This is a genomic window from Actinomadura sp. 6K520 (assembly GCF_004349245.1).
GTDB lineage: Bacteria > Actinomycetota > Actinomycetes > Streptosporangiales > Streptosporangiaceae > Spirillospora.
The window spans coordinates 1-13005 of the sequence record NZ_SMLC01000186.1 but is presented as its reverse complement, the minus strand read 5'-3'; the positions used below and the strand labels follow the sequence as shown (position 1 = coordinate 13005).

Sequence of the window (13005 nt, the reverse complement as noted above, 5' to 3'; positions counted from 1 at the left end):
GCCCCACCCCGGGACCGAGAGCGCGGCCAAGAACCTGCTGGTGGGCCCGCCCGTCGCGATCATGGACCGGGTCCGCGACATGATCCGCGACGCCCGCGACAAGGGCTGACCGCACCGCCGGGCCGGCCGGGCGACGCCCCGGCCGGCTCGCGCGCGCGAGCCGCGCCCGGGTCAACCTGGCGGCTCGGCCGCGCTCCCGGGCGCCGGGACGTGCCGTTTACGGAGGCAGCTCCGGGTACGTGGGGGAAATGGCGACAAGTGAGACCCGAACGTTCCTGGCGATCTACCTGAACGATCACCTGGCCGGGGCGGCCGCCGGGGTCGAACTGGCCCGGCGGACCGCGCACGCGCGCAGGAACTCGGCCGACGCGGCACGGCTGGCGCGGCTCGCCGAAGACGTCGCGGCCGACCGGGGCGCCCTGCTGGCGATCATGGAGTCGCTCGGGATGCCGGTCCGCCGGTACAAGAGCGTGGCGACGTGGGCGGCGGAGAAGGCGGCGCGGCTCAAGCTCAACGGGCGGCTGCGCAGCCGCTCGCCGCTGAGCGACCTGGTCGAGCTGGAGGCCATGCGGCTCGCGGTCGAGGGCAAGGCCGCCGGCTGGCGCACCCTGCTCTCCCTGGTCGACCGCGAACCGGCACTGGACGTCGAGAGCCTGCGCACGCTGGTGGAGCGCGCCGAGGCCCAGATCACCGTCCTCGAAGAGCTCCGCGTGAAGGCGGTCGAGGAAGTGTTCGGCGACCGGACCGTCCGCGCCGCTTCCGTGGCGGCGCCCTAGCGGCGCGCCGGCCCGGCAGGGGCCTGGCCGCAACAGGTCAGATGGTGGAACCCGGAGATCTTGCCACTAAATACTGGCATTGATCATCCGCCGGTCGAGGAGCCACCGTGAACCACCACCCTGCGAACCCCCTCCTGTCCCGCCGCGCGTTCACCCTCGGCGGCGCCGCGCTGCTCGGCGCCGCCGCCGCCGGATCGCTGGGCGGCACCGCGTACGCCGCCGCCCCGCCGTCGGGCGAATGGGCCGACGTGCCGATCCCGCCGCTCTCGGGCCGGGCCCAGCTGTACGGCATCGCCGCGCCGGACCCGTGGCACGTCATCGCCGGCGGCACCGAGAACGCGTTCCAGCCGGACGCGAACGCCGTCATGCTGCACCGGGGCATGCGCGGCTGGACGCGGGCCCCGCTGCCCGAGGGGCTGGCCGTCGTCAACGACGTCCGCGCCCGGCACATCGCCGACGCCTGGGCCGTCGCCGCGGGCCCGGACGCCGCGGCGCGCACCGACCTGCTGCACTGGAACGGGCGCCGCTGGACGACGGTCGCCGGCCCCGCCGGGGAGCAGCTCTACGCGATCGAGCTGGACGGCACCGGTGCGCTCTGGGCGACCGGGATCACCGCGGACGGCGCGACGGTGTCGGTGCGGCGGCACGGCCGGTGGACGAACACGCTCACCCTGCCCGGCTCCGGGGGGCTCAACGCCGTCGCCGCCGGAAGCCCCTCGGACGTCTGGGTCGGCGGGATCGGCCGGTCTTCGGCCGACCCGACCCCGCTGTGGCACTTCGACGGCGTCTCGTGGACGCGCATGCCTTGGGGGACGACCTACGCCCACTGGATCCTGCAGATCGAGCACGTCGCCCCCGACGACGTCTGGTTCTACGCGCTGGAGCAGCACCCGCTGTTCCCGCCGCCGACGCTGCACCACTGGAACGGCTCCGAGTTCACCGTGCACCGGATCCCGGGCCCGTCGGACCCGGTCGGCGGGGTCGGCGACGTGCGCCCGGCGTCCCTGGTCGGCTTCCTCGGCTCGATCACCTCCGATGGGCGGGGCGGCGTCTGGGTGTCCACCCCGTCCGACACGTCCCACCTGCTGCACTTCGACGGCGCCTCCTGGACCCGCGAGACCGCGCCCGTCCCGGTGACCGCGTACTCGATGACCCGCGTGCCGCACACCACCACCGTCTGGGCGGGCACCCAGGTCGGCACGGTCTGGCGCCGGTCCGCACTTTCCCTCCCGGGCGACCCGCTCGTCCCGCGGTAGGCCCGGCGCCCGGAGCCTAGAGGGTGAGGGCGAGGTCGCGGCGGCGGAAGAACCCCAGGCCGGCCGCGCCGAGCGCGATGGCGCACGCGCTCAGCGCGGCCAGTGGCGCCAGGGCCAGGTCGGCCGACGGCAGGGCGGGGGTGTGGGTGAACGGCGACAGGTCGGAGGCCCACCGCGGAAGCTCCAGGATCGGGCCGATCTGCCCGATGATCAGGCACGCGGCGAGCGCCGTCCAGGAGATCGCCACCGACCACCTCGGCAGCAGGCCGAGCACCGCGATGACGAACCCGGCCAGTGCCAGCGTCGCGGGAAGCTGCACCATGGCCGCGCCGAGCAGCGCGGGCACCCGGTCCACCGAGCCGGCCGCGGCCGCGAACGCGAGGCCGTTGGCCAGCCCGGTGACGGCGAGCACGGCGGCGGTCCCGAGCACCGCGCAGGTGATGTGCGCCGCCATCCACCGCGGCCTGCTCACCGCCGTGGCCAGCACCGCCTCCAGCGGGCCGGTCTCCTCGGCCCGCATCCGCAGCAGCGCCTGGACGGTGTACCCGGCGACGAGGACGCCGGTGAAGCCCATCATCGCGGCGAAGTAGACGTCCACCAGGTCGCCCGTGCCGCCGAGCCTGCCCATCATCTCGGCGAGCTCGTCGCTGGTGCCCAGGAGTTGCTCGGCCTGGTCGCCGAGGGCGCCGAGCATCCCGCCCACCACCAGCAACCCGGCCGCCCAGCCGTACAGCACGCCGCGCTGCAGCCGCCAGGCCAGGCCCAGCGGGCTGAGCAGCGCGCGCGGGGCGGTGGCCGGGCCGCGACGGACCGGCAGCATCCCGGTGCCCACGTCGCGGTGGTCGGTGAGCCGGTACGCCGTGCCGGCCAGCACGACCAGCAGCGCGGCGTGCAGGAGCAGCGGCCAGAGCCGGTCCGCGGCGAACGGCTCGGTCCGCTGCCCCCACCCGAGCGGCGAGAGCCAGGACGGCCACAGGCTCGTCACCCGCAGGCCGTCCGCCCCGGCGGTGGCGAGGCCGTCGCCGAGGCCGCGCAGCAGGTAGGTCAGGCCGAGCACGGCGGCGGCGATGCCGTTGGCTGCGCGGGCACTCTCGGTGATCTGCGCGGTGACGGCGGCGACGCCGGCGAAGGCGGCGCCGGACGCGCCGATCGCGGCGCCCATGAGCAGCGACCCGGCGGCGGGCAGCCCGGCGGCGATCAGCACGGCCGCCACCAGCACCGCCAGCAGCGCGTTCGCGCCGACCGTCACCAGCAGCGCCGCGGTCAGCATCGCGTGCCGCCCGACGACCATCGAGCCGATCATCTCCGCCCGCCCGGTCTCCTCGCTCTGCCGGGTGTGCCGCACCATCGCCAGGATGCTCATCAGCGCGGCGAGGACGGAGACGAGGCCGAAAGTCTCCGCGACGACGATGGCGCCGAGGGTCGGTTCCGGGACGACGCCGTTGAACACCCGCGAGACCGCGCTCATGGCGCTCGACCGGGCGTAGGCGGCCTGCTCGCTCTCGGTCGCGTAGAGGCCGATGATGCTGGAGGCCACCGTGCCGGTGACCGCGGTCAGGCCGAGCAGCCACAGCGGCAGCTGCACGCGGTCGCGGCGCAGCGCCAGCCGGGTGAGCCGCAGCGTGCCGGTGAACGTCCTCGGTCCCGTGAGCGTCATCGGACGGTCTCCAAGTCGGCCTGGTCGTCGTAGTGCCGCATGAACAGCTCTTCGAGCGTGGGCGGGTGGCTGGTGAGGTCCAGCACGCCCTGCTCCGCGAGGTACCGGTGGACCTCCGGCAGCGCTTCGGTCTCCACCTCGAAGGTCGCCCCGGTCCCGTCGTCCGCGACGCGCAGGTCGTGCACGCCCGTGAAGCGGTCCAGGCCGGTGGGCGGCAGCGCGGTCCGGACGGTCATCGTCGTCCGCGTCAGGTGCCGCAGCTCCGCCAGCGTGCCGGACTCGACCGTGCGGCCGTCCCGGATGATCGACACGCCGTCGCACAGCGTCTCGACCTCGGCGAGGATGTGGCTGGAGAGCAGGACGGTGCGGCCGCGCTCCTTGGCCTCGGCGACGCAGTCCTGGAACACCGCCTCCATCAGCGGGTCGAGGCCGGACGTCGGCTCGTCCAGGATGTACAGCTCCACGTCGGACGCGAACGCCGCCACCAGCGCCACCTTCTGCCGGTTGCCCTTGGAGTAGGTGCGGCACCGGTTGGTCGGATCGAGCTGGAATCGCCGGACGAGATCGTCGCGGCGGGCGGGGTCGAGCCCGCCGCGCAGGGAGCCGAACAGGTCGATCGCCTCGCCGCCGGACAGGTTGCCCCACAGGTTGACGTCCCCGGGGACGTAGGCCAGCCGGCGGTGGAGCTCGACCGCGTCCCGCCACGGGTCGCCGCCGAGCAGGCTCACCTCGCCCGAGTCGCGGCGCAGCAGGCCCAGCAGCACCCGGATGGTGGTCGACTTCCCCGAGCCGTTCGGGCCCAGGAAACCGTGCACCTCGCCCGTGCCGACGGTCAGCTGCAGCCGGTCGAGCGCCCGCACGTCGCCGAAGGTCTTGGTCAGCTCGCTCACGCGGATCGCGTCGGTCATGCGCGGTGTCCCCTCGCCTTGCGGTCAACTGCCTGACCGCTGGTCAGTTTCCGATGGTAGACGGGAACCCCGCGCCGGGCCAACCGGTTAGGTTGTGACGGTGAACGAGAGGAAGGCGCCGGACACCCGGGCCCGCATCCTGGAGACCGCGCTCGACGTGTTCTCCGAGCGCGGCTACCAGGCCGGCTCGATGCGGGAGATCGCGGACCGGCTGGAGCTCACCAAGGCCGCCGTCTTCTACCACTTCCCGTCCAAGTCCGTGCTGCTGGCGACGCTGTGCGAACCGCTCTCAGAGGGCCTGGAGGACGTGCTCGCCCGCGAGCGCCTCATCGCGGACCGGGTGCTGGCCCGGCGGCAGCTGATCGAGGGCACGCTGGACGTCTACATCCGGAACCGCAAGCTGCTCTACGTGATCATGCAGGACCTGACGACGCTGGCGCACGACCGTACGTTCCAGCATTACGTCGCCCTGATCCAGCGGGTCCACGACGCGTTCACCGGCCCGTACCCGGACGTCACCGTGCGCGTCCGCACGGTGCAGATCTTCGCGATGCTGGGCGATCCGGTGTTCCTGTGCCGGGACGTCCCGATCGACCGGCTGCGCGAGGAGGTCCTGGTCGGCGTGTGGACGCTGCTGGACGACCCCGCGACGTCCGGCCTGGTCACCCGGGACGAGCCGGAACGGCCCGCCCCCCGGCCCGGCGGCCGGCGGCCCGGCCGCCCCCGCGCGCTGGACGAGGCGAAGGCCGCGGCCGCCCGCCGCATGTACGAGGAGGGCAGCGGCACCGTCGGCGAGATCGCCGAACGCCTGGGCGTCTCCCGCGCCACGCTCTACCGGCACCTGTCCGGCCGCGCTCCGTCGGCATAGTTGTGAGACGGTTTCGAGACAGTTGTGAAACGGTTTTCGAGACACTGCCGCCGACGGTCAGTCCCCGTTCCGGGACGTGCCGTCGATCTCTAGGAGCCGCCCCCAGATGGCCTGGGCGGTGTCCTGGTACGCCCTGGTCAATGCCACGAGGCGTTCGTGGGGCCCGGGGTCGCAGAGGTCCTCGGGGAGCAGCGGGTCGTGCAGGATCGTCGCGATCGCCCGGCTGCCGAGCAGGAGGGACTCGTGGGCGAACTCCTCCGGGGTCAGGGTGCCGAGGCGTTCGCGGCTCCGGGTGAGTTCCTCCGCCGTCCGGTTCAGTTCGGCGATGAGTTCGCCGGCGTCCCAGAGGCGGCGCAGTTCCGCGTCGGTGTCCGGGGCGAGCCGGTCGATCGCGAACACGACGGCGTCCGGGGCCATGCCCGTGTCGCCGAGGGTCCGGCGCAGTGCGGCCACGCCGCCGCGCAGGTTGTCGGGGCGGACGTGCAGTGCGCCGCGCCAGGCGTGGAACCCCAGCAGCCGCACGGCCCGGTCGTGGTGGCGCAGGGCCGCGCGGTCGGTGCGGGCGGTGGCGGAGTTCTCGACCGCGGCCCAGCGTCCCGTCCACGGCACGCGGGAGCGGTGGCGGGTCGCCCACTGCGCGACGTGCGGATAGGTGCGCAGCCGGTCGGGGCGCGGGAGGTAGACGCCGCGGCCGGCGCGCTCCAGCACGCCCTCCTCGTGCAGGCGCTGCGCGGCCATCCGGATGCTCGGCGCGCTCAGCCCCACGATCTCCCCGGCCCGGCACAGCGCGGCGATCGTGAACCGGGTGCGCGGACGGGCCGTGACCAGGTCCAGCAGGAGCTTGCGGGCGGTCGGCTCCGGCATTTATAACAGCTCCTAGACAATTTTTTCCAAGGTACGTTATATGTGTAGCGGTCGTTCGGTCCGGACCCGGAGGTGACGATGGCCGACGTGCGAGTCGAGAAGACGGGCACGACCACCACGATCTGGATGGATCGTCCCGACCGGCGCAACGCCGTCGACGGGCCGATGGCCGCCGAACTCCGCGCGGCCTTCGCGGAGTTCGAGGCCGACCCGGGACAGCGCGTGGCGGTGCTCGCCGGGTCCGGCGGGACGTTCTGCGCCGGAGCCGACCTTACTGCGGTGGGCGACCCCGCCCGCCGCAACGAACTCGATCCCGAGGGCGGCGGCAGCGGCCCCATGGGCCCGTCCCGGATGGCGCTCGGCAAGCCGCTCATCGCGGCCGTCAGCGGCTACGCCGTGGCGGGCGGCCTGGAGCTCGCCCTGCTCGCCGATCTGCGGATCGTGGAGCGCGACGCGGTGCTCGGCGTCTTCTGCCGCCGCTGGGGGGTGCCGCTCATCGACGGCGGCACGGTCCGGCTGCCGCGGATCGTCGGGCTGGGCCGGGCCCTGGACCTGATCATGACCGGGCGGCCCGTCGCGGCCGACGAGGCGCTCGCGATGGGCCTGGCCAACCGGGTCGTCGAGCCCGGACGGGCGGTGGACGCCGCCCGGGAACTGGCCGACCGGATCGCGGCCTTCCCGTTCGAGTGCGTCCTGGCCGACCGCGCCTCCACCTACGCGGGCCTCGACCTGCCCCTCGCGGAGGCGCTGCGCGCGGAAGGCGCCGCGGGGGTGCCCATCGTGGCGCGCGAGGGCGTGGACGGCGCTTCCAGATTCGTGGCCGGCGAGGGCCGCCACGGACGCTTCACCGGAGAGGACACCGCATGAGTCCCACCACCCGTGAGCTGATCATCCGGGGTGCGCGCCAGCACACCGGCCGGGTCGCCGTGGTGTTCGGCGAACAGGAGCTGACGTTCGGCGCGGTGGACGAGCTGAGCAACCGGCTCGCCCACGCCCTGGCCCGGGAGGGCGCGGGCCACCACCGGCGCGTCGGTCTCCTGGTGAACAACGGCCTGCTGAGCGTGCCGCTCGACTTCGCCTGCGTGAAGGGCGGGATCAACAGGGTGCCGCTCAACTCCCGGTTGTCGGTCGCCGAGCACGTCACCATGCTCACCGACACCCGGTGCGAGCTCGTGGTGTTCGGCGCCGACCTGACCGACCGCGCCCGCGAGCTCGCCGCCGCGCTGCCCGATGTGACGTTCCTGGGCCTGGAGACCGGCCTGGACGGCGAACCGTCCCTCATGGAGCGGGCGGAGAGCGTCCCCGCCACCCTGCCCGAGGTGGAGGTCGGCCCGGACGACGTGATCCTCACCCTGTACACGTCCGGCACCACCGGCACCTTGAAGGCGGCCCAGCACACCCAGGCGTCCTACGCGGGGATCTGCCGGAACGTGCTGCTCAACCTCCTCCCGGCCACGCGCGACGACGTCATGCTGCACGCGGCGAGCCTCATCCACGCGAGCGGGGTGTTCGTGCTGCCGCTGTGGCTGCGCGGCGGCCGCACCGTGATCCTCCCCGGCTTCGCGCCGGAGCGGTTCCTCGCCGCCGTCACCCGCCACGGGGCCACGGCGATCAACCTGGTGCCGACCATGATCCAGATGCTGGTGGAGCACCCGGCCTTCACGGCCACCGACGTCTCCACGCTGCGCCGCGTCATCTACGGGGCGTCGCCGATGCCGCGTCCCGTCATCGAGCGCGCCATGGGCGCCTGGGGCCGGGAGCGCTTCTGGCAGTACTACGGGCAGACCGAGATTCCGCTGTGCATCGCGGTGCTCCGCCCCGAGGACCACACCGGCGACCGGCTCGCCGCGTGCGGGCAGGTCGCCGCCGACGTCGACCTCCGGCTGCTGGACGAGGACGGCCGCCCCGTCCGCCCCGGCGAGCCGGGCGAGATCGTGGTGCGCGGGCCGTCGGCCTGCGCCGGGTACTTCAACGCCCCGGAGTTGACGGCGGACACCTTCCGCGACGGCTGGGTCCACACCCGCGACGTGGGCGTCCTCGACGAGGACGGCTTCCTGTTCCTCAAGGACCGGACGTCCGACATGATCATCAGCGGCGGCTACAACGTCTACCCGCGCGAGGTCGAGGACGTCCTGCTGGAGCACCCGGCGGTGCGCGAGGCCGCGGTCGTCGGCACGCCCGACGAGCGCTGGGTGGAGGCGGTCACCGCCGTCGTCGTCCTCACCGAGGGCACCGCGCCCGGCGACGACCTCCGCGAGCGGCTGATCGCGCACGTGACCGAGAGGGTGGCGTCCTACAAGAAGCCACGCAAGATCATCTTTGTGGACGCCGTCCCCAAGACCGCCGTCGGCAAGCTCGACCGCAAGACCCTGCGCGCCGAGTTCGCCCGCACCGCGACCACACCCTGACCCCGGCCGGGCATCCGGCTGCCGGGCATCCGGCAAGCCGTGCCCATCGCGCGCCTGATCTACTTGGCACCAGACGTCCTACGCACCAAGGGGTGAGGCCGGTGTCGCGCAGACCGCTGGGCCAGTTGGAGGCCGAGGTCCTCGCCGCGCTCGCGGGGCTCGGGGGCTCCGCCAGGACGGCGGAGCTCGTCGACCGGCTGGACGGCGACCCCGCCTACACGACGGTGAACACCATCCTGCACCGGCTGCACGAGAAGGGGCTCGTCTCCCGCACCCGGGCCGGGCGGCACTACCACTACCGGCTCGCCGTGGACGAGTCCGAGCTGGTGGCGGGCCGGATGCGCGACCATCTCCGGCACGCGAGCGACCCGGTGACCGTGCTGAACCGGTTCGTCCGGACGCTCAGCAGCGAGGAGGCGCGCCACCTGCGCGAGATGCTCGAAGGCCCGGGGGACCGCGGGTGACCTGGTTCACCTTCGCACCGCTGGCCGTCATGCTGGCGCTCGGCACGCTGCTCGGCCGGGCGCCGCTGCCGCTGCATCCGTCCTGGACGGCGCGGCTGCTGGCCACCACCTGCGCCATGACGGTGGTGACGGCGCTGGGCACCGGGGTCTTCATGTCGCTCAACTACGCGGCGACGCTGGCGCCGGCCGCCGCCGCGCACGTCCCCGAATGGGCGCTGTTCGGGGACGACAGGCCGGTCCCGCACCCGGTGGGCGTGCCCGCCGCGCTGCTGACGGCCGCCGGGTCGCTGGTCGCCGCGCGGACGGCCGCCGGCTGGGCGGCGGAGCTGCGGACCGCGCGGCTCCAGGTCCGCGAGCCGCTGGAGACCGAGGTGCCGATCGCCGTCGCGGTCCCGGGCCGGCACGGCGGGGTCCTGCTGTCGCGGGGGATGCTCCGCGGGTTCGCGGCGGACGAGCTGCACGTGGTGCTCCAGCACGAGACGTCGCACCTGCGGCACCGCCACCACCGGTACACGGCGTCCGGCGCCCTGGTCCGCGCGGTCCTGCCGCCGCTGCGGCCGCTGAGCGAGCGGCTGCGGCTCTCGGTCGAGCGATGGGCGGACGAGGACGCCGCCGAGGCGGTCGGTGACCGGGCGTTCGTCGCCCGCACGATCGCGAAGGCCGCCCTCGCCCAGCCGCCCGCCGCGGGCCCGGCCACCGCGTTCGCGGAGTCCGGGGTCGTGCAGCGCGTCGAGGCGCTGCTGGGCTCCCCGCCGGACCGGAACCCGGTCACCGGCCCGCTGCTGTTCATGGGCAACGGCTTCGTCACCAGTTCCCTGACCGGCGCGACCCTCCACCTCGACCACGCCGCCGCGGCCTGCCTGCTGTACCTGCTGTCGCTGCGCTGACGGCCGGCCGGTGCACGGCGAGCGTCCGCCGGGGCGCGGCGGCCTCAGATCCGCGTGAAACGGCCGGACTGGGAGTCGTCGTGGGCATAGCCGAGCGTGTGGACGACGTCCACGACGCCGTCGACGCGGCCGACCATGCGGACGACGATCGGGATGAGGCTCTTGGTCTCGACGCGGCCGGTGAGATGGACGACCCCCTCCTCGACCCGGACGTCGAGCATGTCGGGGTCGTGCCAGAGCTTCTTGAGCAGGACGTCCCTGACGACCTCGTCCCGGATCTCCGCGTCGGGACGCCGGAACACGCGCAGCAGGTCGCGGCGGGCCACGATGCCGGCGAGGCGGCCGTCCCCGTCGACGACGGGCAGCGCCTTGAACCCGTAGACGTTCAGCAGCCGGGCGGCCTCGGCGGTCGGGGTGTCCGGGGCGACGGTGACGGCCGGGGCGGTCATCAGCCCGCGGGCGTCGACGGCCGTGGCCTTGGCCTCGGCCTGCGCGTTGCGCCGCAGCAGGCCCCGCAGCGGCCGGCGGTCGGTGTCGCCCGCCTTGTACTCCTCCTTGTGCAGCAGGTCCGACTCGGTGACGATGCCGGTGACGAGGCCCGCCTCGTCCACGACGGGCAGCCCGCTGACGCGGTGCTCGGCCAGCACCTCGGCGATCTCGGCGAACGGGGTCCGCGGGGTCACCGTCACCACGTCCCCGGTCATGACGTCCTGGACAGTGCGGCGCTTCATGGTCTCCTCCTCGTCCTCGGGGCCCAGGGGCGGCGCCGTGCGGGCCGGTGACCCGCATCGGCGCCGTTCCCTGCGCCACTTCCAGCGTCTCGCGCGCGAAGCGGGCGGGTCAGTGCCGGCGGTCCCCGAACCCCGGGACCTTCGGCCTTTCCCGCTCGCCCCGAACGCGGCGCGGACGGACGAGGACCTCCCGCCGTCGCGGGCCGCGGGTCAGCGGTACTCGTTCTCCGTCAGCTCCACGACCCACGCGCGGCGCTCGGCGATCCTGCCGTCGCGCATGACGAACACCTCCGCCATGGACATGCGCATCTCGCCGCCCGCGGCCCGCCGCACCGTCCCGGTCATCTCGGCCATGACGACGTCGTCCTGCTCGACCATTCGCACGACCTCCAGCCGGGGCGGGTCGAGCAGCTCCGGCGGGCCGTCGATGGCCTTGTCGTAGGCGTCCTTGCCGGTCAGGTGGAAGGCGCCGAAGACGGTCCACTCGATGTCGTCGGTCAGGCAGGACAGGATCTGCGCGTGGTCGTTCTTGCGGAAGCCGTCCAGGTAGGTGTTGACGGTCTCGATATTGCGTGACATGTCCGCTCCTTCGGTTGGCGTGCCGTCCATGGGGGGCCGCCGCACGAACCGGCGGCCCCCTGGTAGGTCGGTGCGACCGAAGCGTTCTCGACATCCCGGCGCGAAGAATCCACCCGGGGCGGTCTCCGCGGGCGGGAGCCTGCCGGTGTCAGCGCGGGCGGCGCCGGTAGTCGAGGTCGGCGTAGTCGGGGTGCTTGGCCATCCAGCGCTGGACGAAAGGACAGGTCGGCAGGACCGGGAGCCCCTGGGTGCGGACGTCGTCGAGGGCCGCGCGCACCAGCCGCCCGCCGAGGCCCTGCCCCTCGAATTCCGGATCGATCTCCGTATGGGTGAAGACGATCAGATCCTTCGCCTTCTGGTAGGCCGCGAAGCCGAGCACGGTGCCGTCCCGGACGATCTCGTACCGGCTGCGTTCGGGAGCGTCGACGACGCTGTCGCCTTCCGCCCGGTCGTCACTGGTCATGGTCGACGCTCACCTCCACGTGCGGCGCGGTGGGACGGCCGCCGGAACAAGACCGTACTGGCCGGGCGCTCATCACGACAGCTCGTCCCACTCCATGCTGCCCGCCGGGGTGCGACGTCGCGGGGCGAGCCGTCGCCTTTCTCATGAAAGGGGAGAGTCCGGGGGTGTCCGGGCGACGTACACGGTGTTGGTCGAGGTGCCGCCCTGGATGGTGTTGGGGAACTCGACGACGTGCGCCGCCGCCTCGGCGAAGGCGCCGCGGAGCACCGCGGTGAAGCCGTCGTCGGGCGGGTCGTTCGACCACAGCGCGAAGACGCCGCCGGGGTGCAGGCGGGCGGCGAGCCGGCTCAGCGGACCGTGCCGGTAGAACGCCTCGTGGGCTGGGTCGAGGACGTGCCGCGGTGAATGGTCGATGTCGAGCAGCACCGCGTGGAAGCGGCCCTCGGGCGCCTGCCCGGCCGACGCCGGGGCCATGGCGAAGAAGTCGCCGTGCACCAGCCGGCAGCGGTCGTCGCCGCTCAGCCGCTCCCCGAGCGGGACGAGCTTCGCCCGGTGCCACTCGATCACCTCGGCGAGCGTCTCGACCACGACCAGGGAGCGCACCCGGGGGTCGTCCAGGACGGCGCCGGCGGTGTGGCCGAGCCCGAGACCTCCGACGAGGACGTCGAGCTCGCCGCCTTCCGCCGCGGCCAGGCCGAGCCGGGCGAGCTCGACCTCGCCGGCCGTCCACAGGCTCGACATGAGGAAGTCGTCGTCGAGCTTGATCTCGTAGACGTCGACGCGGAGGGCGGGGTCCCGGCGCCGCCGCAGGCTGATGGCGCCCATCGGCGTCGGACGCCAGTCGAGCTCCTCGAACAATGCGCCCATGGCGTCGCGCCCCCCGTGGCTGGTGGCGGCCGGCGCCCCGCCGGCCTCGCGCCAAAGTACCCTAACGTGACGTTAGATCGGTCGGCCGACGCCGAGCACGAGAGGGGGTCGCGGTGAGCGGTGGTACGGGCACGGCGCCGGACGTGGTGGCGGAGGCGGCGCGGCGGCGGACGTTCGCGGTGATCAGTCATCCGGACGCGGGCAAGTCCACGTTGACCGAGGCGCTGGCGTTGCATGCGGCGGCGATCGGGGAGGCGGGGGCGGTGCACGGTAAGTC

The 13005-nt window shown here is 73.8% G+C and carries 15 protein-coding genes; 8 read left to right on the top strand and 7 right to left on the bottom strand.

The features are described from left to right. Positions 1-248: 248 nt before the first annotated feature. Together E1289_RS31630 and E1289_RS31625 are read left to right on the top strand one after the other, a co-directional pair. On the top strand, positions 249-776 hold the full coding sequence (locus E1289_RS31630; RefSeq protein WP_131986793.1) for a hypothetical protein: 528 nt from the start codon (positions 249-251) through the stop codon (positions 774-776). A gap of 107 nt (positions 777-883) precedes the next feature. Next, the gene (locus E1289_RS31625; RefSeq protein ID WP_131986791.1) at positions 884-2032 is read left to right on the top strand and encodes a hypothetical protein; all 1149 of its coding nucleotides are present in this window, start codon (positions 884-886) and stop codon (positions 2030-2032) included. Between the two features lie 16 nt (positions 2033-2048). On the opposite strand, the gene E1289_RS31620 is transcribed toward E1289_RS31625, so the two are convergent. Both E1289_RS31620 and E1289_RS31615 read right to left on the bottom strand, forming a co-directional pair. Next, positions 2049-3689 carry an anibiotic ABC transporter gene (locus tag E1289_RS31620; protein ID WP_131986789.1) on the bottom strand — a complete coding sequence of 547 codons (1641 nt, stop codon included), beginning with the start codon at positions 3687-3689 and terminating at the stop codon, positions 2049-2051. Further along, positions 3686-4597: an ABC transporter ATP-binding protein gene (locus E1289_RS31615; RefSeq protein WP_131986787.1), complete on the bottom strand. Its 912-nt coding sequence runs from the start codon at positions 4595-4597 to the stop codon at positions 3686-3688. The genes E1289_RS31620 and E1289_RS31615 overlap by 4 nt, the downstream gene beginning before the upstream one ends. Before the next feature lie 100 nt (positions 4598-4697). Between E1289_RS31615 and E1289_RS31610 the strand changes: the two genes are divergently transcribed. Next, entirely contained in the window at positions 4698-5465 is a 768-nt protein-coding gene (locus E1289_RS31610; RefSeq protein ID WP_165970679.1) for a TetR family transcriptional regulator, read from the top strand. Between the two features lie 57 nt (positions 5466-5522). Here the strand turns inward: E1289_RS31610 and E1289_RS31605 are convergent, their stop codons facing one another. Further along, positions 5523-6329: a hypothetical protein gene (locus tag E1289_RS31605; RefSeq protein WP_131986783.1), complete on the bottom strand. Its 807-nt coding sequence runs from the start codon at positions 6327-6329 to the stop codon at positions 5523-5525. A 78-nt stretch (positions 6330-6407) separates the two neighbouring features. Here E1289_RS31605 and E1289_RS31600 point away from each other — a divergent pair, with 78 nt between their 5' ends. From E1289_RS31600 to E1289_RS31585, 4 genes are all read left to right on the top strand, one after another. Further along, positions 6408-7196, top strand: coding sequence for a crotonase/enoyl-CoA hydratase family protein (locus E1289_RS31600; protein ID WP_131986781.1), 789 nt, complete (start codon positions 6408-6410; stop codon positions 7194-7196). Further along, positions 7193-8737: an AMP-binding protein gene (locus E1289_RS31595; protein WP_131986779.1), complete on the top strand. Its 1545-nt coding sequence runs from the start codon at positions 7193-7195 to the stop codon at positions 8735-8737. The genes E1289_RS31600 and E1289_RS31595 overlap by 4 nt, the downstream gene beginning before the upstream one ends. Positions 8738-8838: 101 nt before the next feature. After that, a complete protein-coding gene (locus tag E1289_RS31590) occupies positions 8839-9201 on the top strand; it encodes a BlaI/MecI/CopY family transcriptional regulator (RefSeq protein WP_131986777.1) in 363 nt (120 codons plus the stop codon). Continuing rightward, positions 9198-10088 carry a M56 family metallopeptidase gene (locus tag E1289_RS31585; RefSeq protein WP_131986775.1) on the top strand — a complete coding sequence of 297 codons (891 nt, stop codon included), beginning with the start codon at positions 9198-9200 and terminating at the stop codon, positions 10086-10088. The genes E1289_RS31590 and E1289_RS31585 overlap by 4 nt, the downstream gene beginning before the upstream one ends. Before the next feature lie 44 nt (positions 10089-10132). On the opposite strand, the gene E1289_RS31580 is transcribed toward E1289_RS31585, so the two are convergent. The 4 genes from E1289_RS31580 to E1289_RS31565 all read right to left on the bottom strand — a co-directional run bounded on the left by E1289_RS31580 (position 10133) and on the right by E1289_RS31565 (position 12728). Continuing rightward, positions 10133-10819 (bottom strand): CBS domain-containing protein, encoded by a 687-nt coding sequence (locus E1289_RS31580; protein WP_131986773.1) that lies wholly within the window; start codon positions 10817-10819, stop codon positions 10133-10135. A 210-nt stretch (positions 10820-11029) separates the two neighbouring features. Then, complete coding sequence (locus E1289_RS31575) at positions 11030-11398, bottom strand: nuclear transport factor 2 family protein (RefSeq protein WP_243713274.1); 369 nt, start codon at positions 11396-11398, stop codon at positions 11030-11032. Positions 11399-11546: 148 nt separating this feature from the next. Then, positions 11547-11861: a GNAT family N-acetyltransferase gene (locus E1289_RS31570; RefSeq protein WP_131986768.1), complete on the bottom strand. Its 315-nt coding sequence runs from the start codon at positions 11859-11861 to the stop codon at positions 11547-11549. A 141-nt stretch (positions 11862-12002) separates the two neighbouring features. Beyond that, the gene (locus E1289_RS31565; protein ID WP_131986766.1) at positions 12003-12728 is read right to left on the bottom strand and encodes a spermidine synthase; all 726 of its coding nucleotides are present in this window, start codon (positions 12726-12728) and stop codon (positions 12003-12005) included. A gap of 113 nt (positions 12729-12841) precedes the next feature. On the opposite strand from E1289_RS31565, the gene E1289_RS31560 reads away from it, so the two are divergent. Beyond that, the coding region (locus tag E1289_RS31560; RefSeq protein ID WP_131986764.1) for a GTP-binding protein at positions 12842-13005 on the top strand (164 nt) is incomplete at its 3' end.